19 protein-coding genes, 1 pseudogene and 1 riboswitch are annotated in these 21,614 nt (G+C 52.7%); of the genes and pseudogenes, 18 read left to right on the top strand and 2 right to left on the bottom strand.

Annotation, left to right across the window (positions count from 1 at the left end; translation table 11 throughout):
• A complete protein-coding gene (locus M0651_RS14885) occupies positions 1-999 on the bottom strand; it encodes a multicopper oxidase domain-containing protein (RefSeq protein WP_248552528.1) in 999 nt (332 codons plus the stop codon).
• Positions 1,000-1,201: 202 nt separating this feature from the next.
• Positions 1,202-1,397, top strand: a riboswitch (cobalamin riboswitch).
• Between the two features lie 150 nt (positions 1,398-1,547).
• On the opposite strand from M0651_RS14885, the gene metE reads away from it, so the two are divergent.
• From metE to M0651_RS14810, 15 genes and pseudogenes are all read left to right on the top strand, one after another.
• Positions 1,548-3,836 (top strand): 5-methyltetrahydropteroyltriglutamate--homocysteine S-methyltransferase, encoded by a 2,289-nt coding sequence (metE, locus tag M0651_RS14880; RefSeq protein ID WP_248552527.1) that lies wholly within the window; start codon positions 1,548-1,550, stop codon positions 3,834-3,836.
• 124 nt (positions 3,837-3,960) lie between these two features.
• Positions 3,961-4,587 (top strand): FMN-dependent NADH-azoreductase, encoded by a 627-nt coding sequence (locus M0651_RS14875; RefSeq protein ID WP_248552526.1) that lies wholly within the window; start codon positions 3,961-3,963, stop codon positions 4,585-4,587.
• A 158-nt stretch (positions 4,588-4,745) separates the two neighbouring features.
• On the top strand, positions 4,746-5,459 hold the full coding sequence (locus tag M0651_RS14870) for an MgtC/SapB family protein (protein ID WP_248552525.1): 714 nt from the start codon (positions 4,746-4,748) through the stop codon (positions 5,457-5,459).
• 111 nt (positions 5,460-5,570) lie between these two features.
• On the top strand, positions 5,571-7,403 hold the full coding sequence (locus M0651_RS14865) for an ABC transporter ATP-binding protein (RefSeq protein ID WP_248552524.1): 1,833 nt from the start codon (positions 5,571-5,573) through the stop codon (positions 7,401-7,403).
• Positions 7,396-8,076, top strand: coding sequence for a response regulator transcription factor (locus tag M0651_RS14860; protein WP_282577925.1), 681 nt, complete (start codon positions 7,396-7,398; stop codon positions 8,074-8,076). The genes M0651_RS14865 and M0651_RS14860 overlap by 8 nt, the downstream gene beginning before the upstream one ends.
• Positions 8,073-9,137, top strand: a complete 1,065-nt coding sequence (locus M0651_RS14855) for a sensor histidine kinase (RefSeq protein WP_248552523.1) — start codon at positions 8,073-8,075, stop codon at positions 9,135-9,137. The genes M0651_RS14860 and M0651_RS14855 overlap by 4 nt, the downstream gene beginning before the upstream one ends.
• Before the next feature lie 103 nt (positions 9,138-9,240).
• Positions 9,241-9,945, top strand: a complete 705-nt coding sequence (locus tag M0651_RS14850; RefSeq protein ID WP_248552522.1) for a response regulator transcription factor — start codon at positions 9,241-9,243, stop codon at positions 9,943-9,945.
• Complete coding sequence (locus tag M0651_RS14845) at positions 9,935-11,050, top strand: sensor histidine kinase (RefSeq protein ID WP_248552521.1); 1,116 nt, start codon at positions 9,935-9,937, stop codon at positions 11,048-11,050. Before M0651_RS14850 ends, M0651_RS14845 begins: the two co-directional genes overlap by 11 nt.
• A gap of 179 nt (positions 11,051-11,229) precedes the next feature.
• Complete coding sequence (locus M0651_RS14840) at positions 11,230-11,721, top strand: sigma-70 family RNA polymerase sigma factor (protein WP_248552520.1); 492 nt, start codon at positions 11,230-11,232, stop codon at positions 11,719-11,721.
• Between the two features lie 137 nt (positions 11,722-11,858).
• Positions 11,859-12,704 (top strand): aldo/keto reductase, encoded by an 846-nt coding sequence (locus tag M0651_RS14835; protein ID WP_248552565.1) that lies wholly within the window; start codon positions 11,859-11,861, stop codon positions 12,702-12,704.
• 38 nt (positions 12,705-12,742) lie between these two features.
• Positions 12,743-13,990 carry an MFS transporter gene (locus tag M0651_RS14830; protein WP_248552519.1) on the top strand — a complete coding sequence of 416 codons (1,248 nt, stop codon included), beginning with the start codon at positions 12,743-12,745 and terminating at the stop codon, positions 13,988-13,990.
• Complete coding sequence (locus M0651_RS14825) at positions 13,990-14,613, top strand: nucleotidyltransferase family protein (protein WP_248552518.1); 624 nt, start codon at positions 13,990-13,992, stop codon at positions 14,611-14,613. Before M0651_RS14830 ends, M0651_RS14825 begins: the two co-directional genes overlap by 1 nt.
• A gap of 162 nt (positions 14,614-14,775) precedes the next feature.
• Positions 14,776-15,174 carry a hypothetical protein gene (locus tag M0651_RS14820; RefSeq protein ID WP_248552517.1) on the top strand — a complete coding sequence of 133 codons (399 nt, stop codon included), beginning with the start codon at positions 14,776-14,778 and terminating at the stop codon, positions 15,172-15,174.
• Between the two features lie 33 nt (positions 15,175-15,207).
• Positions 15,208-16,092, top strand: a complete 885-nt coding sequence (locus tag M0651_RS14815) for an NAD-dependent epimerase/dehydratase family protein (protein ID WP_248552516.1) — start codon at positions 15,208-15,210, stop codon at positions 16,090-16,092.
• Positions 16,093-16,108: 16 nt separating this feature from the next.
• Positions 16,109-16,448: pseudogene (locus M0651_RS14810) on the top strand (SDR family oxidoreductase).
• A 27-nt stretch (positions 16,449-16,475) separates the two neighbouring features.
• Here the strand turns inward: M0651_RS14810 and chrA are convergent.
• Complete coding sequence (chrA, locus tag M0651_RS14805; RefSeq protein WP_248552564.1) at positions 16,476-17,696, bottom strand: chromate efflux transporter; 1,221 nt, start codon at positions 17,694-17,696, stop codon at positions 16,476-16,478.
• 211 nt (positions 17,697-17,907) lie between these two features.
• On the opposite strand from chrA, the gene M0651_RS14800 reads away from it, so the two are divergent.
• The 3 genes from M0651_RS14800 to M0651_RS14790 all read left to right on the top strand — a co-directional run bounded on the left by M0651_RS14800 (position 17,908) and on the right by M0651_RS14790 (position 21,544).
• On the top strand, positions 17,908-19,173 hold the full coding sequence (locus M0651_RS14800; protein ID WP_248552515.1) for an MFS transporter: 1,266 nt from the start codon (positions 17,908-17,910) through the stop codon (positions 19,171-19,173).
• A 28-nt stretch (positions 19,174-19,201) separates the two neighbouring features.
• Complete coding sequence (locus M0651_RS14795; RefSeq protein ID WP_308195516.1) at positions 19,202-20,230, top strand: TIR domain-containing protein; 1,029 nt, start codon at positions 19,202-19,204, stop codon at positions 20,228-20,230.
• Between the two features lie 381 nt (positions 20,231-20,611).
• Positions 20,612-21,544, top strand: coding sequence for a Gfo/Idh/MocA family protein (locus M0651_RS14790; RefSeq protein WP_248552514.1), 933 nt, complete (start codon positions 20,612-20,614; stop codon positions 21,542-21,544).
• Positions 21,545-21,614: the final 70 nt, after the last annotated feature.

The raw sequence follows: 21,614 nt of genomic DNA, 5'->3' as shown, positions 1-21,614 counted from the left end.
TTAATGGTTCATCGCCGGTGCTCCGTTATCCAATCCATCCCGAGTCACCCGCAGGATAGCGGTTGCTCCCAAATAAGCATCGTTCAGTTGATGGGTTAAAATCGGATAATCACCTTCTTCCGTGACGGTAAACTCGACAACTGCACCTCCGCCGGCCGGAAGCAACACGGTTTGCATGCCGTACAGCTCGTTCTTTGGGTTGCCATCCAGGTAGACGTGATCAAAGGTGGTGCCGACCACATGGAAGGAAGAAACATGGTTGGGGCCCGCATTCACAACATAAAGCCGAACCTTATCGCCAACTTTGGCGAGGATGGGATGTTCTTTTAGCGTGTGGTCATCGCCGTTAAATACGACATGTTCCGGATCGCCTTGTTGAAAAGCATCCATATCGTTCTCCGCGTACCATTCGCTTTGGACGATGGTATATTCCTGATCAATTTCCGCATCCGTAGGGTAACCGTCCTTCGGTTCGACGATGATCATCCCATACATTCCGTTGGCTACGTGAAGCAGCACCGGACTTGCTCCGCAATGGTACATGAACACGCCGGGTGTATCCGCAGGATAGGTAAATGTTCCTTGCTCGTCGGGCATCACCTCGACGAACTTCTGGCTGGGAGCGGCATGGACGGCGTGGAAATCCATCGAATGCGGCATATCAGGGTCTAAATTGTTGAGCGTAAATTCCAGTTGATCGCCTTGCTTTACGCGCAATACCGGGCCAGGTGCCGTGCCGTTAAACGTCCAGGCATTATAGGTGACGCCTTCCGAGATCTCAATGTCGGTTCGTTGAGCGGTCATCTCGATGTGTACGGTATTCCCCTCGCGATGGACGACCGGCTCGACTGGCGGATGATTGATATGCGGCGCTTCCACATGAGGGGCGGCTTCACGGACTGTAGGCTCCTCTGACGGAAAGGCAAACCAGGCGGCTGCGATCATGACCAGACCGGATAAACCTAGCAATAACCACTTCAGAATGTTCCCCGATTTCATGAGTTTTTCCTCTTTCTATCGTTGATGTGTAAACCCTTGGCATTCTTGTTGGATTAGTTTTATCGTACGATGGGTTTGAAGGTCGGATTGTGATATTAATCACTTGAAAGTTGTCGAAAATGTTGTCATAAATAATTGAATTCCGATATGTTTGGTGTTGTATTCCCTTGGGACATGAAGTAAGATGGGAGGTATATTCCAATTGAATATCGCGGAAATAGGTGTTCCGGCCAAGTTTGCCGGAGCTTAAAAGGGAAGTCCGGTGCGATGCCGGCGCGGTCCCGCCACTGTAACGGAGGAGTCAGATGCAGATATGCCACTGGTGATCAAGTCACCGGGAAGGCCGCATCCGGCAATGATGCCGAAGCCAGGAGACCTGCCTATTTCAACGGCACTGCTGTACCTACGGGAGATAGGGAGGTGTTAAAGATGCAAGCCATCGAACAAATGATCGAAGGTCCTCTTTAGCTATGCTGCTATCGGGGACCTTTTTTGTGTTGCAGACAATTGCTGTCATCAAGCCAAACGACGATGGGGAGGAAATCAACATGGGAAACATAGTTAGCGGAAATCTGGGATATCCCAGAATTGGTGGACAACGGGAATGGAAGAAGCACATCGAAGCGTATTGGGCAGGAAAAATTACAGAGCTAGAGCTGCATGATCGCTTGACGGAAATCCGGCTGGGTCATCTTCGTTTGCAGCGGGATCGGGGGATCGACGTGATCCCTGTCGGTGATTTTACCTATTACGACCACGTATTAGACACTGCGACGATGTTCGGTTTGGTACCGGAGCGGTTTCATTGGAACAGCGATAAATTGCCGTTGGATCTGTATTTCGCAATAGCCCGGGGGAATGACCTGGCGACGGCTAGCGAAATGACGAAGTGGTTTAATACCAACTACCATTATATCGTGCCTGAGCTGGGGCGTCGGGATCCGAGGGTAGTCGTCAACCGCCCGCTTATGGCTTATTTGGAAGCCCAACAAGAACTCGGCGTCGAAGGTAGACCCGTGATGCTGGGGTTATTCACCTTGTTGAAATTGTCTAAAGGGGAGACCGCGGGCCAAGTCGATGACTGGATCGAAAAACTGCTGCCTTTATATGTACAGGTATTACGGGAGCTGGAAGCGGCTGGCGTCGTTTGGGTGCAAATGGACGAACCGGCGTTGGTCGTCTCGTTAACGGAAGAGGACGTCCGCCGGCTTGGCTTGATATACTGGACGATTGCCCGGGAAGTTCCGGGGCTGCGAATCATGCTGCAAACGTATTTCGATGCTGTCGAACGGTACGATACGCTCGTAGAACTACCGGTGCAGGGCTTGGGCCTGGATTTCGTTCATGGCCGGGACGGGAATCTGGAGGCGTTGCGTCGCAATGGATTTCCTGCGGGCAAGACACTAGGCGCAGGACTCATCGATGGACGGAATATTTGGCGTGCAGATTTGGACGAGACGCTAAGCCTGTTGAAGGAGATTTCGGTCTTAGCCGGAGAAACGGAGCTGATCGTGCAGCCTTCCTGCAGCTTGCTGCATGTCCCGGTATCCGTGGCGGGCGAAGAGCGCTTATCCCTGGTGTTACGCGAGGCACTGGCGTTTGCCGAGCAGAAGCTGGAGGAGCTGACGAGCTTGTGCGAGGCAGCAAGCGGAGAAGGGCTGGAACCGGCCCGGTTCACGGAGAACCGCCGTGCGCTGGCCGCGCTCGCCGCAGACCCTGCCCGGAGTCGTGTTGCGGTGAGGGAGGCCGCGGCGCAGGCTGCTGTGGCACCGGCGGAGCGCGCCAGCGAGTTTGCACAGCGGCGGCTGAAGCAGCAGGCAAAGTGGCTACTTCCGTTCCTGCCAACAACGACGATCGGCAGTTTCCCGCAGACCGCCGAGGTTCGGGCCGCGCGGCAGAAATGGCGTAAAGGCGAGTGGAGCCCGGAGAAATATGAGGAATTCATCCGGGAGGAGATCCGCAAATGGGTCGAGATCCAGGAGAAACTCGGGCTTGATGTGTTGGTACACGGCGAATTTGAGCGCACCGATATGGTGGAATTTTTCGGTGAGAAGCTGCCGGGCTTTGCGTTTACGCTGGGAGGCTGGGTACAGTCTTACGGTACGCGCTGCGTTAAGCCGCCTGTGATTTACGGGGATGTCGAGTTCGCAGAGCCGATGACTGTCAATGAAACTGCCTATGCCCAAAGCCTGACGGCCAAGCCGGTGAAAGGGATGCTGACAGGACCGATTACGATCTTGAACTGGTCGTTCGTTCGCAGCGATTTATCCCGGGAGCAGGTAGCCTATCAAATCGCCTTGGCTTTGCGTAAGGAGGTCGAAGCGTTAGAACAGGCCGGTATCGGGATGATCCAGGTGGACGAGCCCGCATTGCGCGAAGGTCTTCCACTCAAGCGGAAGGATTGGTCGAATTACTTGGACTGGGCGGTAAAAGCGTTCCGGGTGACTACCTCCTCGGTCTTGGATACAACGCAAATTCATACGCATATGTGCTACTGCGAATTTGAAGATATCCTGGAGGAGATCCGAGCGTTGGACGCCGACGTCATTTCGATCGAAACCTCACGCAGCCATGGCGAGTTGATTCACAGCTTTGAGAAACAGACGTACCCGCTCGGGATCGGACTTGGCGTTTACGACATTCATAGCCCACGCGTACCAACCAAAGCAGAGATGGTCTCCATGATCGAGCGCGCGCTTCAAGTGCTGGACCCGGGACTGTTTTGGATCAACCCAGATTGCGGATTAAAAACCAGGGGGCAAAAGGAGACCGTCGCCTCGCTGCGGCAAATGACAGCGGCTGCCGAGCAGGTTCGCAAAAATTACGAGGAACTGTAATTGACAAATGATTAGTTACCCATTATTATAACTATTGTTCGATTAGTTACGGTTTATTTTAAAGTAACTAATAAAAAGAAAGAAGATAACAATAGAGATAATCAATAATGGAGGGAAACAGAATATGTCTCAAGTTTTATTCGTGAAAGCCAATAATCGCCCGGCGGATCAATCCGCCACTGTGAAGTTGTACGAAAGCTTCCTGCAAACCTACAAAGAAACGCATCCCGCGGATGTCGTCACGGAGTTGAACCTGTTTGAGGTTAACCTGCCGTATTATGACCTGGATATGTTGAACGGGCTGTTCAAAGTCGGCAAAGGAATGCCAACTACGCCAGAGGAGCAACAAGCCGCCGAAGTGGCCAATGCTTACTTGGAGCAGTTCTTGCAAGCCGATAAAGTCGTGTTTGCGTTCCCGCTGTGGAACTTCACGATTCCGGCGCAGCTGTTGACGTACCTGTTCTACCTGAACCAAGCTGGCAAAACGTTCAAATACACCGAACAAGGACCGGTTGGCCTGGTTGGCGATAAGAAGGTCGCTTTGTTGCAAGCACGTGGCGGCGTTTATTCCGAAGGTCCGATGACCGCGCTGGAAATGTCCTTGAACTATGTGAAGAACACGCTGGCCTTTTGGGGTATTAACCATCCGGAAGCCGTTGTTGTTGAGGGACACAACCAATTCCCCGACCGTGCCGAGGAAATCATTCAGGACGGCGTAAAACGCGCGGCCGAGCTGGCAGCGAAGTTCTAATTCCACGATCATGCATAAAAAGAAGTCTGAGCCGTTTCGTTAACGGTTCAGGCTTTTTTTGCGTTTCTTTGTCCGCCTAGGCGGAATTAATCCATTTGCGCCGGCTTACCGAATACAATTATACTCACCTTATATAATTGAAGGAGTTGCGACGCATCATGTACAACGAATTGGAAATGGTTTTAAAGTTATGTTTGGCCCTCTTGTTTGGTTTGTTTATCGGAATCGACCGGCAATTGAAACAGAAACCGCTGGGGATCAAGACGAGTATGGTCATTTGTATCGCCAGCTGTCTGGTGACGATCGTGTCGATCGAGGCTTTTGCCAAATTCGCCGGCCCGGATCATCCGAACATGGACCCGATGCGGTTGGCCGCGCAAATCGTCAGCGGGATAGGTTTTCTGGGGGCCGGGGCGATTCTGCGCCGGAGCAATGAGGGGATTTCCGGTCTCACCTCTGCGGCGATGATTTGGGCTGCATCGGGGATTGGGATCGCTATCGGGACCGGATTTTATCTGGAAGCCGGGCTGACCGTCATCTTGCTGATCCTGTCGGTGAATTTCGTCCCCTATGTCATTAAATGGATCGGACCCTATAAACTGAACCAGCGTGACGTCTCCCTCAAAATTGTGATGGAGGATCACGGGAACGTGACGGAGTTGATCCGCATTATCGAACGTAAAGACGACAAAGGGCGTAAGGCCAAAGCGAACCAACACCGGATCCGTCGGCTGAAAATCAAAGACCTAGAGGAGGGACGGCAGCGGGTGGATATGGTGATTACCGCTTCGGAGAAAGAGTATACGACGGAGCTTTACCATTTTCTACGCACCATCGATCACGTCATCAGCGTCGAAGTGGAAAATCTTTAGTCTCACCACGTTTGATTTAACTTCAGTTTACATTCCCAATGTAGTCTTTTCCTAGAGTCGATGTACTCGGCTCATCTTGCTTCAGATAGAGATAGAAGGGAAGAGAATCTCATGCCAAGGAATAACGCAACAACGACGGAAACCGATCGTATCGTGAGCAACGGAGGGGTTGGCTCCAAAGCCTTTATTCGTCTTCTTCGGGAAACGAAGCCACCTCTGCGTTTGTTTGCCGTGGCGATTGTGCTTAGTTTGCTGTCAACACTGGTCAGCCTCGTGATCCCCATGTTCACGAAGAACCTCGTCGACGGCTTTTCACTGTCTTCGATCAGCGGCATGCAAATCGTCTGGATCGGCGTCGCATTCATCGGGATGTCCGTCGCTTCAGGTTTATCGATATTTCTGTTGAATTATACGGGACAGCGTATGGTTGCCGGCCTCCGGGATCGATTATGGAGGAAGATGCTTCGCTTGCCGGTATCCTACTTCGATAATAACCGGACTGGGGAATCGGTCAGCCGGATGACGAATGACACCGGGATCATAAAGTCGCTGATCTCCGAGCAGGTGGCCGGCTTTTTCAGCGGGATCATCTCCATCCTCGGCGCGGTGGCCGTCTTGTTCTATTTGAACTGGAAAATGACCCTAATCATGTTTGCGGTGATTCCTTTGGCCGCGTTGATCCTCGTGCCGTTAGGTCGAACGATGTATAAAATTTCGCTCGCCATGCAAGACGAGACGGCCTCTTTTACGGCGGTTTTGAGCCAGGTCCTATCGGAAATTCGGTTGGTTAAGTCTTCAAACGCGGAGCGGAAGGAGTACGAAAGTGGTAGCCAGGCGATCGGAAAGCTGCTTTCCTTCGGGGTGCGCGAAGGTAAAGTTATGGCTTGGATCAGTCCGTTCATGGCCTTCGTTATGATGATGCTGCTTGTCGTAGTCATCGGCTACGGCGGGATGCAGGTTGCGAGCGGCGGGTTGACCGCCGGGGAATTGGTGGCGTTTATTTTGTACCTTGTGCAGATCGTTATGCCGATGACACAGCTCACGACGTTCTTCACCCAGTTGCAGAAAGCGAAAGGAGCGACCGAACGGATTCTCCAAACGCTGGATGCGGAGGAGGAGCCTTTCGGTGAAGGACAAGAGATCACGAAGGCTGACCGGCCATTGATCGTGGACGGGATCACCTTCGGGTATAAGCCGGACGAGCCGGTGCTCCAGGAGGTTTCTTTTACGATGGAGCCGGGGACAGTAACGGCAGTGGTCGGCCCCAGCGGTGGCGGAAAAACGACGTTGTTCTCCTTATTGGAGCGGTTTTATGTGCCGCAGCGTGGCACCATCCGACTGGGGGAAGAACCGATCGATTCGTTTACACTGCGCTCCTGGCGCGGCATGATCGGGTACGTATCTCAGGAGAGCCCGATTATTGCCGGAACAATCCGTGAGAATCTTTGTTATGGCATCGAGCGTGAAATTAGCGAAGCGGAACTACAACAAGCCGCGAAGATGGCTTATGCTGACGGCTTTATCGCTGAGCTGCCAAACGGGGTCGATACCGATGTGGGCGAACGCGGGGTCAAGCTGTCCGGCGGACAGCGGCAGCGGATCGCCATTGCGCGGGCATTGCTGCGCGATCCAAAAATCCTCATGCTGGACGAAGCCACCTCCAGTCTGGACAGTCGCTCGGAATTTGTCGTGCAGAAGGCTCTCAAAAATCTGATGCAAGGCCGGACGACGATCGTCATCGCTCACCGTTTGTCCACCGTTGTTGGAGCGGACCAGTTGATTTTTATCGAAAAAGGAAAAGTGACAGGGCGGGGAACTCACGATCAACTGCTGCACCAACATGCCATGTATCGTGAATTTGCCTCGCAGCAGTTGCAAATCGCCGCAAGCGCCGAACAGTCGGAGGAGTTCACGAACGAGGAAGAAGGGAAGGATCATGGCTAAAATTCTCGTCGTTGACGATGATCAGCATATTCGGGAACTGGTTCGTCTCTTCCTGGAGGAAGCGGGGATGGATCAGATCCTGGAAGCGGGGAATGGTCGTGAGGCTTTATCACTGGTGGAATCGGAAAGGATCGACATGGTCATTCTGGACATCATGATGCCGGAGATGGACGGCTGGGAGTTATGCCGGGAGCTGCGCCGAGATTATGAGATGCCGCTGCTTATGCTGACAGCTAAGGGAGAAACCCGACAAGTGGTTAAGGGCTTTGAGCTGGGTACGGACGATTATCTCGTCAAGCCGTTTGAACCCGCAGAGCTTGTCGCAAGGGTGAAGGCGTTGCTCAAGCGCTACCAGGTGTCGATCTCCCAGACCGTGACGATCGGTTCGCTGCGAATGAATCGCAAGACGTTTGAAACGGATTGCGGCGAAGATCGCTTTACGCTGCCGCTCAAGGAATTCGAGCTGCTGTTTAAGCTGGGCAGTCATGCGGGGCGCACCCTCACCCGAGAGCAGTTGATCGAGGGAATTTGGGGGTATGATTTCGAGGGCAATGAACGCACGCTCGACGTGCATATCAATCGATTGCGCGAACGGTTCCCCGAAGAGACCTTCGGTTTCAAAATCCGCACGATTCGTGGACTGGGCTACCGACTGGAGGTGTGCGAACGTTGACTTTCTGGAGGAGAGTAGGTAAGACGTTGCTTCGAATCGGCCAGGTCCTTGTCATTTTCATTGGATTTGGAGCGACCTGGACCTTCGCCCGCTGGATCACCTCGGCAATATACCGAAAGGCAGGGCCCCCATTTTCTGCATATGTCATGGATCTGCTGAGTGTAGTTCTTGGAGTCTTGTTATTTTTCGTGATCGTATTTCTGCTTTCCCTTCTGTTACGACCTCATCAACTGAAAATGCTGAATGCCATTATCGACGGGATACGCCGCATCGCTAAGGGGGACTTTACCGTTCGGTTGGAGGGCTTCGAGAGGTTGAGAGAGTTCGAAACCATCGTGAACAGCATTAACGAAATGGCTGGAGCCCTTGGGCAAATGGAATCGATGCGTCAGGACTTCATCTCCAATGTCTCACATGAGATCCAATCACCGCTGACTTCGATTCGCGGATTTGCCAGAGCGTTGCGAAGGCCGGATCTGACTCCAGAGAAACGCGACCACTACCTGGAGATCATCGAATCGGAGAGCCGCCGTTTGTCGCAGATGAGCGATAATTTGCTTAAATTGTCCTCCCTCGAGACGGACCGAGTCTCGATGCAGACGAACCGCTTTCGGCTCGACCGCCAGCTTCAAAACGTGGTGCTGGCCTGTGAACCCCAATGGCTTGCCAAGAACATTCAAATTCAGTTGGATGTCAGCGAGCTTGAGGTCGAAGGGGCCGAAGACCTGCTAAGCCAGGTGTGGATGAATTTGCTGCACAATAGTATCAAATTTACGCCTGAGGGCGGGGAGATTGGAATTTACTTGACGACCGAAGAGGACAAGGCGGTGGTCACCGTGATAGATAACGGGATTGGCATATCCGAGCCGGATTTGGTCCATATCTTCGAGCGTTTCTACAAAGCGGATAAATCCCGCACACGCAGCAGCGGAGGCAGCGGGCTGGGCCTCTCCATTGTCAAGAAAATCGTGGACATCCATGAAGGGGAGATCGGTGTCGCCTCCGAGTTCGGAAAAGGCACCAGTTTCAGGGTCGCCATCCCTTTCCGCTGGAAACCATAACCGGGGGAAATTGTAACCTTTTATTTGTATCTGGGGGCAATAGACATGGTATGATGTTACTGTGCTCGTGTCTAACCAGCTCAAATAAAGGATGATTGGATCAATGAGTAAACGAATTTTGATTGTCGATGATGATGAAAAAATCGCAAAACTGATCGAGATATATTTAACGAACGAAGGTTATGATGTATTGAAGGCGGAGGACGGTTTGCGGGCGCTGGAGATCACCGAGCAGGATGAAGTGGATTTGGTGATCCTGGACGTCATGCTTCCCGGCCTTGACGGTATCTCCGTCTGTATGAAGATTCGCGAATCGCAGACTACGCCAATCCTCATGTTAAGCGCGAGGGACGGCGATATGGATAAGATTACCGGGCTGATGACCGGAGCGGATGATTATATGGTGAAGCCGTTTAATCCACTGGAGCTGGTCGCTCGCGTGAAGTCGCTGCTTCGCCGTTCCTCTTACGCAGCACAACCGGCGGGATCGCCGCAGACGTCGCAGGAGCATATCATCAAAATTGCTTCGCTTTCGATTGATAAAGAAACACATTCTGCGACGGTGGATGGCAACCCGCTGAAGCTGACGCCGATCGAATTCGGCATTCTGTATTTGCTGGCCAGCCATCCCGGTCGGGTGTTTGGCTCCGAGGAGATCTTCGAGCTGATTTGGAAGGATAAGTATCTGGATAGCAGCAATTCCGTAACGGTGCATATCAGTCGTCTCCGGGACAAGCTGGAGAAGGAAATGGACGGGGAGAAGCTGATTCGTACCGTATGGGGGGTCGGCTACAAACTTGAAAGCTAGCCTGCGTTTTTTAGCCTGGTTGTTTTGGACGATCGTCGCTTCGTTAATCTCGCTGTTCCTGCTCATTTTGCTGGCGCGGCTGTTCTTTTTCTTCTTCCCGAGCATGACGGTATACAACGTCGTCCTATGGATTAACCGTAATATCGGTTTCCCGGAAGCGTATTATTTGACGGGCGTGCCGATCCTGATGTTGTTTTCATTGTATTTCTATCGCCGCAGCATTCGCCGCCACGAGAAGAAATATTTGGAGCTGCTAATTGAGGAAGTACATAAAATTGAAGCCGGCTCCGTGCGAAAAATCCCTGTGGAGAACGTTGGTCAACTTGGTCAGCTCGCCACCGACATCAATCGCATGGTCGATCGGCTGGTCACTTCCATTGAAGACGAGCGGCGGGCAGAGCAAACCAAAAATGAGCTGATCACGAACGTATCCCATGATTTGCGCACCCCGCTTACTTCGATTACCGGTTATTTGGGGCTGATCGAGGAGGATCGTTATCGCGACGAGGTCGAGCTGCGTTATTACGTCAGCATGGCCTATGAGGAATCGCTTCGGTTGAAGCAGCTCCTGCAAGACTTGTTCGAGTACACCCGCATGCAGAACAAAGAGATGAAGCTGCAATTCACGCGGATTAATCTCGTGGAAATGCTCCATCAAATGGCCGCTCATTTCGGCTGGCAACTGCAGGAGAACGGAATGGAATGCCGGTTGTACCTGCAAGGGCCGCTTTACGTTCAAGCAGACGGGGACAAGCTTCGCCGGGTTTACGAGAATCTGATTACCAATGCCATTCGGTACGGGCACGACGGTAAATATTTGGACATTCGCGGCTGGCAGGAAGGCGATGAGATCGTCACAGAGGTCGTCAATTACGGCGACCCGATTCCGACGGCGGATTTGCCGCATCTGTTTGACCGATTCTACCGCGTAGAGAAGTCGCGTGCCTCCCATACGGGCGGCTCCGGCATCGGTCTCGCGATCGCCAAGCATATCGTTGATCTGCATCATGGCGCGATCTCCGCAGACAGTAACGAATACCGCACGGCTTTTACGGTCCGTCTGCACCGAGACAGCGCGAAAAATTCATCTGGATTTACTCCATGACGCCGTAAGGCGTCTTTTTGTTTAACGAAAATGCAGTAAATTCTTAAGGAAAACTTAACAATTTCTTAGACGGGACGCAAACTCTATTCGGCATAATGGACGAAGCAAGGAAAAGATCATGATAAAGAGAAAGATCGACTTGCCCTGAAAGCTGGGAGAGAAAGTGAGGAAGCTACTAAATGAAGACTCGTTCTATGGATTTACTTTACCGCGAATATAAAAATGACGTATTTCGATATTTGTATAGCATGTGCCGCAACTCACATATCGCCGAGGATTTAATGCAGGAGACCTTCTGCCGGGCGTTGATGCACCTTCACGAGGCGGAGGGGAAAAGGGCTAAGGCTTGGCTGCTTCGTGTTGCCCACAATGCCTATATCGATTTGTTGCGCAAGGAAAGCCGGTCATCTACTTACGAAAATGAATTTTTTCATCGTTATCCAAGCGAGGATACCCCGGAAAAATCCGTGCTCGGCGAGGAGAACCGTCGGGAACTCTACGCGCAATTGTCCTTGCTTCAGCCCAATCAGCAGCATGCGGTGCTACTGTACGATGTGCATGGATTTTCCTATCAGGAATCGGCGGATCTCATGGGCATCTCGTTATCTCATTTCAAAATCGTGTTGTACCGCGCCAGACAAAAGCTGCGCCGGTCCCGCGAAACGGCCTGATACTCTTTATATCGATGCTCAAGAGGCTGCCTTCGGGCAGTCTTTTGCTTTTGTTCCCTGTTCATTTAGGCCCTTTTGATGTAGGATATTACCAGAAATCGCCTTTTGAGAAGAGGAGGACGGAACTTATGTCAACTTTGCCTAATCATTTGCAGGATACCGTAACGTTAAACAACGGAGTTCAAATGCCTTGGCTGGGCCTTGGCGTCTTTAAGGCCAAAGAAGGCGATGAAGTGGTGCAAGCCGTCAAGTCGGCCATCCGCCATGGATACCGCAGTATTGATACCGCTTCCGCCTATCGGAATGAAGAGGGAGTGGGCCAAGCCGTCCGGAGCGCACTGGAGGAGAATAACCTTCAGAGGGAAGAGGTGTTTATCACCTCGAAGGTCTGGAACTCAGAGCAGGGGTACGAGACGACGTTGAAGTCTTTTGACGACAGTCTGAAGCGCTTGGGCCTGGAGTATTTGGACTTATTCCTGGTGCATTGGCCGGTGAAAGGGAAGTATAAGGAGACATGGCGGGCGCTGGAAAAAGTGTACGCAGAAGGCAAGGTGCGGGCGATTGGCGTCAGCAACTTCCAAATTCACCACTTGGAAGACCTGCTGTCTGAAGCGAAGGTAGTGCCGGTGGTTAATCAAGTGGAGTTCCACCCCTACTTGACTCAAAAGGACTTGCTCCGCTACTGCACGGATAAGGGCATTCAGCTGGAAGCTTGGTCGCCGCTCGGTCAAGGCCATTTGTTGGAGCATGAAACTCTCCTAAACATCGCCGCGAAGTATGGAAAAACCGTGGCCCAGGTCATTTTGCGTTGGGATTTGCAACTGGGTGTGGTCACCATTCCGAAATCGGTGCGAGAAGCGCGGATCCTCGAAAATGCCGATGTTTTTGATTTCGAGTTGAGTACGGAGGAGATCCTGACGATTGACGGGTTAAACCGTAATCAGCGCTTCGGGTCGGATCCGGATACTAACATTCCCAAATAACGAATTAAACATTTTAATTCAGATGAAGTGAGGTCAAGATGAACCAGACAACGGCCGTTAAAGCGGCAAATCCCGCATTCACGGTGTACCCGATTTTATTTGCTATCAGCACTGTGCACTTATTAAACGACACGATGCAATCGGCGATTCCCGCCTTGTTCCCAGTCTTGCGCGAATCGCTCCTCTTATCGTATGGGCAAATCGGCTGGATTTCGTTCGCCATGAATATGACGGCGTCCGTGTTTCAGCCTTTGGTGGGCTTGTACTCGGATGTCCGGCCTCGGCCGTACATTCTTCCGCTGGGGGTTTGCTTTACCCTGGCGGGCATCATCATGCTGGCGTTTGCCCCAAGCTATGCGTTCATCCTGCTCGCGGTCACCTCGATCGGGCTGGGATCGTCGGTATTCCATCCCGAATCGTCGCGCGTAGCTTATTTGGCGGCGGGACCAAGACGCGGGCTGGCACAATCTATTTTTCAGGTCGGAGGGAACATCGGTGCTTCTCTAGGTCCCATCATGTCGGCTTTGATCTTTATCCCTTTGGGTCAGACTAGCGTAGCCTGGTTCGCCTTGGCGGCGGTCGCCGCGATCGTCATCCAGTTTTACGTGGCGAGATGGTATGGCGGACAGGATCTGAAGCCACGTAAGCCTCGGGCTACCGGATCTGCGGTTGCCGGCGGCGGAGCTGCTCAACCGAAGAGCCGGCTTAGCCGGGGGAAGGTGATGCTGGCCATCACCGTTTTGGTCCTGCTACTGTTCTCCAAAAACGTGTATTCGATTAGCATCTCGACGTTTTATTCGTTTTTCCTAATGGATCATTATGGGGTAGCCAAAGAAACCGCCCAGTGGTATATTTTTGCTTTCTTGGCCGCAGCGGCGGTTGGTACATTCTTCGGCGGGCCGATGGCGGACCGTTATGGTCGGCGCAATATCATTTGGGTGTCCATTCTCGGGACTGCGCCGTTTTCGTTGCTGCTCCCGTATGCCAATTTGTTTTGGTCAGGCGTGCTGGTCGTGATCGCCGGGTTTATCATGTCCTCGGCATTTTCGATCATCGTCGTGTATGCGCAGGAATTGTTGCCAGGGAAGGTAGGACTCGTCTCAGGCCTGTTCTTCGGCTTGTCCTTTGGTCTTGGCGGACTGGGTTCCGCCGTGCTTGGCAACTTCGCCGACCAGGCGGGCATCCTGTTCATCATGCAGATCTGCTCCTTGCTGCCGCTAATCGGTCTGCTCGCCGTGCTGCTGCCGAAGGATGAGGCGTTAAAGCAGCAGGAGGCGACAAGTTGATGTGGCAGAAGATTGCCGATGCGGAAGGGTTGCGTGAAGCGATCCGCCAGCAACCTGAAATGATGGCCGATTTGCAGCTCGTAGCTGAATTGGGACTGCCTCAAGGCTGCATCGCCGCCGGTTATATCCGCAACTTTGTATGGGATGTGCTGCATGGCTATACTGTTCGGACGCCGCTACATGATGTGGATGTTCTCTACTATGATCCGTTGTGTTTGGATGAAGAGGCGGAGAAAACCTATGATGCAAGGTTACGCGAACGCAACCCGCGGCTAAATTGGTCGGCGAAAAATCAGGCGCGCATGCATTTACGCAATGGTGTGGCGCCGTACCTCTCGGTTGAGGACGCGATGAAGCGCTGGCCCGAAACGGCGACAGCGGTGGGCGCTCGCATAGACGCTGCGGGAGAGGTCGAGATCATTGCGCCTTTGGGTTTGGCTGACCTCTTGTCGCTTCAAGTCCGGCAGGGCCCGTATTTCCATGATGACGCTGTGTTCCGGCAGCGTGTCAATAGCAAGGCCTGGTTCAGCCGCTGGCCGCGGCTAGTGCTGGTCGAGAAGGAGGAGAGGGAGAGGTGCGACACGTCGCACATGAGAGGATCGGGCAACATCATCAGGTTCTAACGGACTCAGATGACGTTAATTTGAGTCAGAATGCTTGAAATGGATCGATAACGGACTCCAGAGACATCGGGGTCCGTTAGATTTTTTACCTGCTTCTCTCGCATTTCATGGTAAAATTTGATTGTTAACGGTTTTGATCCATACATAGGGAGAGTAGGATGCATGAAGAACTCGAAAGGTTATTTCTATTATTTCGTCTGGATGCTCGGAGCGTTGGTGCTGATGTATTACGGAAATCAGTTTACCGACATGATGAATCACAAGACACAAACGCTGGATAAAATCGATTACGGCTTGATCGGCAAAATCGTGTACGGATTGGCGTTTGGGCTGTATTTAAGCTTCCTGAACGGCTTCCCGAACCGGCGGAAGTTCCATCGTCCGCTGTTTGCGTTTGTATTTGTACCCAGCTTCCTGCTGCTGATTTATCCGATCATCACGATTTACGTCAAACAGATTTATATTGTGGGTTATTTCGAGATTGTGAGAGATCCGCAATTCTTTTTTTTCGGGATGTTAAGCGCCTTGTCTTTGATGAAAAGCACGTTTACGACCCGATAACGGGAAACTGTCGGTGATGGAGGAGGAAGATGGATGGCAAAAATATTAGTGTTAGGCGGCTCGCGTTATTTCGGCAAAAGACTGGTCAATCGGCTGGCGGAATCCGGCCGACATGAGGTCACGGTAGCAACACGTGGGTTAGCGGAGGTCCGGTATGATGCACCGGTCACACAGCTTCGAATGGATCGAACGAACGAAGATTCCCTTCGTGAAGCGGCTGCGGCCGGACCTTGGGATATCGTATACGATAACATCTGTTATTCGCCGAACGAAGCGCTTGCCGCGGTGCGGGCTTTCAAAGGGCGCGTTGGGCAGTACATCTTAACCTCCACCTTATCGGTTTATGAGTTAGGCAAAGTGCCCTTGGTCGAATCGGACTTCGATCCCTACAGTTATGAACTGAAACTCGGGGATAAACCGACTTTCGATTATGGGGAAGGGAAACGATTGGCCGAGACGGCATTGTTCCAAGAAGCTGATTTTCCGGTGAGCGCACTGCGGATTCCGATCGTGTTGGGGCCGGATGACTATACGCGCCGGCTGCATTTTCACGTCGAGCATGTCCAGCAGGGGCTGCCGATTGGCATGCCGAATCCGGAAGCGGCGATGTCTTTCATCACGTCGGCCGAGACGGCCAAGTTTCTGGACTGGCTAGGGGAAACCGGGTCTACAGGGCCGATGAACGCCTGCTCGGATGGGAATATTACGATCGGCGGCATCCTTCGTTTCATCGAGAACATCACCGGTAAATCGGCCTTGGTCGAACGCGAAACGGCTCAGGAGCATCAATCTCCGTTTGGCATTCCGACCTCATGGGTGATGGACAATACGAAAGCGCGTGAAGCCGGGTACCGATTCGAAGCGCTGGACGAGTGGCTGCCTGAATTAGTCCGGCACATTGCGGCAAGCGGACAATAGGAGTGAGGTTCGAGAGATGTCTTTTGCAAATCAGACTGTGATCGTAACAGGAGCGGGCCAAGGCATCGGCCGCGGCGTTTGCGGAAGCTTACGCCCAGGAAGGCGCGTCTGTCGTGCTGGCGGAGCTGAATGAGGAAACGGGAAAAACGGCAGCTGAGGCGATCCGGCAGGCGGGGGGCCGTGCCTTATTCGTTCCTTGTGATGTACACGAGCAGCATCCGGCGGGCCGGGTTGGAACTCCGGCGGATATCGCCCGGGCTTGCCTGTATTTGACTCACCCGGACAATACGTTCGTGACCGGCACGCATTTGGTGGTGGACGGCGGGATGACGCGGAAGATGATTTACGAGCCTTAACGTGTCGGCGTTGTTAACCTATCCGCTTTATCCGATCCAACCGAGAATTGCCCCGCCCGCCGCTCCGGCAACAACCACTACCCACGGTGGCAATTTCCAGAACATTAGCATGGCGAATAACAGCAAAGCGACGATGAAATCGCCGGTTTCCTGAACGGAGGACACCCAGATGGGATCGTATAAGGCGGCGAGCAAGATGCCTACAACTGCAGCGTTTACGCCCTGAAGCGCGTATTGTACCTTAGGGATGCCGCGCAGCCGATGCCAGAAGGGAAGTACCCCAATGACCAGCAGGAACGCCGGCAGAAAGATGGCTATCGTGGCCAGTATGGCACCGGTGACGCCGTGGATGGAAGCCCCCAGATAGGAGCCGAAGGTAAACAGCGGACCCGGAACGGCCTGAGCCGCGCCATATCCGGACAGAAAGTCTGCTTCGCCGATCCAGCCCCGAGGGACGACTTCGCTTTGCAACAAAGGCAACACGACATGACCGCCGCCAAAGACGAGCGAGCCCGCGCGGTAGAAGACGTCGAACAGCTGCAGCCCGAGGTTCGGCCACCACCTGCTGACCAATGGCAACAGCCCAAGTAAACCAACGAAGGCGGCCAGGCTTGCGACAGCCCAGGAGCGGCGGAGGCGGATACTGCCGCTTTGCGGCTCCTCGCCGGAGGGTGCCGGCAAAGCGCCGGGGGTAGGGCTGCTGCGGTACAGCCATAAGCCGACCAGCGCGGACGCCGCGATGATCAGCACCTGCGTAAGGCCGCTTGGCCAGAGCAAGGTGGCGGCAGCAGCCAAGGCGGCGATGGTCGCTCGGCTGCGCCCGGCGGCGAGCTTCACGCCCATGCTCCACACCGCCTGAGCGACGATGGCGACCGCCGTGAGCTTCAGGCCGTGCAGCCAACCGCCGTCGGCAAGCGCCGTCCCTTGCAGCAGCAGGGCGAACAGCACAAGCACCACGGCGGAGGGCAGCGTGAATCCAGCCCAAGCCGCTAAAGCGCCGGCTATACCGCCTCGGTACAGGCCGATGCCCATGCCAACCTGGCTGCTCGCCGGTCCCGGCAGGAATTGGCATAACGCGACCAGTTCGGCATATTTTAGTTCCCCGATCCATTTGCGTTTGTTCACATACTCCTCATGAAAATAGCCAAGATGGGCGATCGGTCCGCCAAAAGAGGTTAATCCCAGCTTGGAGGAGACGGCGAAGATCTCGAACATGCGGCGGAGCCGCCCGGGGTTCGGTTGTACCATCTCAGTAGGGGGTACTTGATCAGGCTTCAAGCGGTGCAGCTCCTTTCCATGTATCTACATGCGCCAAACGGCGTTTTTTCCTCATCATATCATTCTATTGTAAACGGAGCGTAAGCATGAGACCGATTTGATCTTTCACTCTTAAACCTAACCTTTTTTTGACCCCGGGATAACCGGGTTATTTGGTTTGGAATGAAGGAGTGATACATGGGTGAAACGGTCTTTCTTTTGGTTATGGAGTTCGCAAACCTTATCAAATATGGCGGACGTTTTGTATATCGTAGCTTTTATCACGCTGGTGCTGGATCAAACCGGTTCCATCGTGTTTGCGACGTTGGTCCCTTTTATTCGGGTGAGTTCCCAGTTGATCAGCAGTTTGCTAGCCCCCTTGGTGCTCGCCAAGTTTCCGTTAACCACGGTGTTATCGTTGTCGCAAGGTGGCCAATTTTTATTGTTTGCTCTGCTTGCGAGTTATGTGTCGCCCTGGGTGGGTGGAACCATGCCGAGCATTCTGTATGGGATGATCTTGATTCTTTCCTTTCTCGACGGGTGGACCACGCCAGCGCGGAACGCTCTAGTTCCACGGTTGGTTCACGATCAAGTCTTGTTAAAAGCGAACGGAATGATGGCTACGACAGATCAAATCGTCCAGTTTGCGGGTTGGGCGCTCAGCGGTGTGGTTGTGGCAAAGTTCGGTTCATTTCCGGTGCTTGCTGCGGTTGCGGGAGCTTACGGATTCGCCATGCTGGCCACGACGAGAATTATGGATCCAACTGAACAGGTCACCCGGAGTGCGGAGGCTGGGAACGGGTCTGGAGAATTGATGTCAACTCAGACAACCTCTCGCTGGGAAACGTTAAAAGAGGGATGGATCACCCTATGGCGTTTGCCGCGGCTGCAGGCGTTAACTTGGATGGAACTGACGGACCTGTTAGGCGGTGCGGTATGGTCGGGCGCGTTTTTGTTGGTGTTTGTGCGGGATATTTTGCATCGTGACGAATCGTGGTGGGGGTATATTAACGCCGGTTATTTTGCCGGGGCGGTCCTGGGCGGGTTGTTGATCGTAGTTCTGGTAAACAAACTGGAGCGCCGTTTATTCCATGCCTTGTGGATTGGCACTCTCGGGTATGCCGCTTTAACAATCGCTTTTGCACTAAATACCGCTGCCATTCTGACGCTGGTCCTTGTGCTGCTGACCGGTCCGTTCGCTGAGCTTGCTGGGGTCGCCCGGCAAACATTCACCCAACGCGGCACTGATCCGCAGATGCTTCCTAAAGTGCTATCGGCCCGAGCTGCACTTCAAAATTTCCTGTTCGGGATCTCCCTGCTGCTGATGAGCTTTGTAGCGGAGGGTCTGGGAATTGTTTATGTGTATTTACTGGCAGGGGGATTCAGTGTTCTTTCGGCCATGATCGGTGTACGATATCGGCGGGTGCTAAATAGAACTACTCAAAACGGATCTAGATGGTATAATTAGGAAAAGATGAATCGTTTTTCAAGGAGTTGTGGATGTGATCAAGCCCAATGTTTTTATTGGTTCTTCAAGAGAAGCGATGGCGATCGCGAACGGGATCCATGCCCAAATCAACCGATATGCCCAGGTCACTCCTTGGTATGCAGGCGCATTCGGAGGCAATGACTACTCGATCGAGTCTCTTGAGAAACAACTCCATCGAAATGATTTTGGAGTTTTTATTTTTGCACCGGATGACGTCGCGCTTTATCGAGGGAAATTTGTTTTTATCACCCGGGATAATACGCTGTTTGAAATGGGTTTGTTTTGGGGGAGATTGGGGCGACGGCGGGTGTTCGCAATTGTCCCTCAACAAGTAAGAGAAAGCGAGGATCTAATCCAAGGGGAGAACATATCGGAATATCATCTTTTATCCGACCTCCAAGGTTTGACCTTGCTGAATTACGAGGTGCGAACGGACGGAAATGAGGAGGCAGCGGTTTCTGTAGCCTGCCAATTCCTCGTGAAAGCCATTCAAGCTGAAGGATGTTACCAAGACCCGCGCGATGAAATTGCGATAATGGAATTGGAACTGGAACGCAAACGCCGGATCCTGCATCTCTTCTGGACTTATAACAAGAATCTATCCATCCCCAACGAGGAGGAGCGTTATAACGCTTTGAGTGAAGCCATCCGGACGTCCATCCTTCCTCCTCCGGATTATCTGGTTACAGGCGCAGCCCTCTGGAAGGCACAGGGGGATGACGGAATTGGGCAAGTTGGCGGAAACGTCGGAAAAGGCCGGTTTTTTACCTTTCACGAGAACCAAGCACTTGTGGAGTCCGGCCATCAGCCAATTTATGTGGTAGATGCGTATTTAACCTCAAAATGGGCTTTCTTTAGCCGACTTGAAGTTGAACAGGTATACATCCTATGCTATCCTTTAGGTAAAGAACATGTTCTCTCGGTTCATTTTTCCGGTAGGCATCACTTGACCGAACACCAATTAGGCATCATCGTAAATCATAATAATGAACTCTTGCGAACCATTCATTATATCCTTGGAGGGGATTCGGTATGAAGCGTGATAACATGAAACTCAGACAAGGATCGAACTCGGTGTCCAAAGCTTCGAAACGTCAGTCCCCATCGCTGTTAGAGGCCAAGAGCACGAAGGGACAGGGTAGGCGAGATGTGATTTCAAGTCGCAATAAAGGCATACTTTATATTGGTCCTTCCGTTGAAGGTGGAGATAAGGAATATGTAAAGGTCCTCACGGGAGACGTGGATCTGAGAAGACCTTCCTTCGTTTAATATTGGAGTACCTACAAGCCCCCATGAGGTTCATGGGGGCTCACTTTTTTCTGCAGCAAATTTACATCCTCTTTTTCCTGTGCCAAAATGGTAGGGAACGATTACCACCTAACGAATTGACGAAATGTACCTTCAGGAGGCTAAACGGATGCGTATCGGAATCATCGGACTCGGCGATATCGCGCAAAAAGCGTATTTGCCAGTCATTACGGCGAGGGAGGATATCGACCTCATTTTTAGTACACGAAATCCAGAGACAAGGTCCAAGTTGGCGGCAAAATACCGTGTCCCGGAAACGGCGGGCAGCGTGGATGACTTGGTGAAATCCGGCGTAGATGCGGCGTTTGTCCACTCGGCGACGGAGTCTCATCCGGCCATTGTGGAGCAACTGATTGAGAACGGAATCCACGTTTACGTGGATAAGCCGATCGCTTATCAGTTCGAGGAGTCCAAGCGACTCAGTGACTTGGCTGAACGGAAAGGCATACTGCTCATGACGGGATTTAACCGCCGGTTTGCCCCGATGAATGCAGCATTAAAGGAACAGCCGAATCGCCGGCTGGTGCTGCTGCAGAAGAACCGTACTCCTTCACCGGACTGCGCCCGCCGCTTCGTACTGGACGATTATATCCATGTGGTGGATACCCTGCGGTTCTTGGCCCCGGGAGAAGTTCATAACTTCCATGTCTCAACTCGGGTTCAAGATGGGAAGCTGTATCATGTCACACTCCAACTGGAAGGTGAAGGCTTCACCTGTATCGGAATCATGAATCGCGACTCGGGGACCAACGATGAAATCCTCGAGGTGATGAGTCCCGGCCAGAAGTGGCGGGTGGACGGGCTGAATACCACCGAGCATTTTGCCGGCGGTGAGGCTAAACGATCGACCTTCAAGGACTGGGATCCGGTGTTGTATCGGCGAGGGTTCGTGCAAATCATCGATCATTTTATCAGCTGCGTTCGCGAAGGTAAGGTTCCGGCCATCTCGTTGCAGGACTCGCTGGAAACCCATCGGCTGTGCGAGGAAATCGTGAAGAGCGCGGAGGCGAACGGCGCTTTGGCTTGGAAACAGGCGTTCTGAAACATAACCGTACCGAACAACGTAGAACATGATATCGAAACCACTTAGGCCGGATGGCTGTTTCCGGCGG

Source organism: Paenibacillus mellifer (assembly GCF_023195895.1).
Lineage (GTDB): Bacteria > Bacillota > Bacilli > Paenibacillales > Paenibacillaceae > Fontibacillus > Fontibacillus mellifer.
The sequence above is the reverse complement of the archived record's forward strand: the minus strand, read 5'-3'. Positions and strand labels throughout refer to the sequence as shown.

What these genes read in the sequence shown, in the direction of transcription:
- M0651_RS14885 (WP_248552528.1), bottom strand. Translation starts at nt 999, where the DNA reads ATGAAATCGGGGAACATTCTGAAGTGGTTATTGCTAGGTTTATCCGGT.
- metE (WP_248552527.1), top strand. Translation starts at nt 1,548, where the DNA reads ATGGGAAACATAGTTAGCGGAAATCTGGGATATCCCAGAATTGGTGGA.
- M0651_RS14875 (WP_248552526.1), top strand. Translation starts at nt 3,961, where the DNA reads ATGTCTCAAGTTTTATTCGTGAAAGCCAATAATCGCCCGGCGGATCAA.
- M0651_RS14870 (WP_248552525.1), top strand. Translation starts at nt 4,746, where the DNA reads ATGTACAACGAATTGGAAATGGTTTTAAAGTTATGTTTGGCCCTCTTG.
- M0651_RS14865 (WP_248552524.1), top strand. Translation starts at nt 5,571, where the DNA reads ATGCCAAGGAATAACGCAACAACGACGGAAACCGATCGTATCGTGAGC.
- M0651_RS14860 (WP_282577925.1), top strand. Translation starts at nt 7,396, where the DNA reads ATGGCTAAAATTCTCGTCGTTGACGATGATCAGCATATTCGGGAACTG.
- M0651_RS14850 (WP_248552522.1), top strand. Translation starts at nt 9,241, where the DNA reads ATGAGTAAACGAATTTTGATTGTCGATGATGATGAAAAAATCGCAAAA.
- M0651_RS14840 (WP_248552520.1), top strand. Translation starts at nt 11,230, where the DNA reads ATGAAGACTCGTTCTATGGATTTACTTTACCGCGAATATAAAAATGAC.
- M0651_RS14830 (WP_248552519.1), top strand. Translation starts at nt 12,743, where the DNA reads ATGAACCAGACAACGGCCGTTAAAGCGGCAAATCCCGCATTCACGGTG.
- M0651_RS14825 (WP_248552518.1), top strand. Translation starts at nt 13,990, where the DNA reads ATGTGGCAGAAGATTGCCGATGCGGAAGGGTTGCGTGAAGCGATCCGC.
- M0651_RS14820 (WP_248552517.1), top strand. Translation starts at nt 14,776, where the DNA reads ATGAAGAACTCGAAAGGTTATTTCTATTATTTCGTCTGGATGCTCGGA.
- M0651_RS14815 (WP_248552516.1), top strand. Translation starts at nt 15,208, where the DNA reads ATGGCAAAAATATTAGTGTTAGGCGGCTCGCGTTATTTCGGCAAAAGA.
- chrA (WP_248552564.1), bottom strand. Translation starts at nt 17,696, where the DNA reads ATGGTACAACCGAACCCCGGGCGGCTCCGCCGCATGTTCGAGATCTTC.
- M0651_RS14790 (WP_248552514.1), top strand. Translation starts at nt 20,612, where the DNA reads ATGCGTATCGGAATCATCGGACTCGGCGATATCGCGCAAAAAGCGTAT.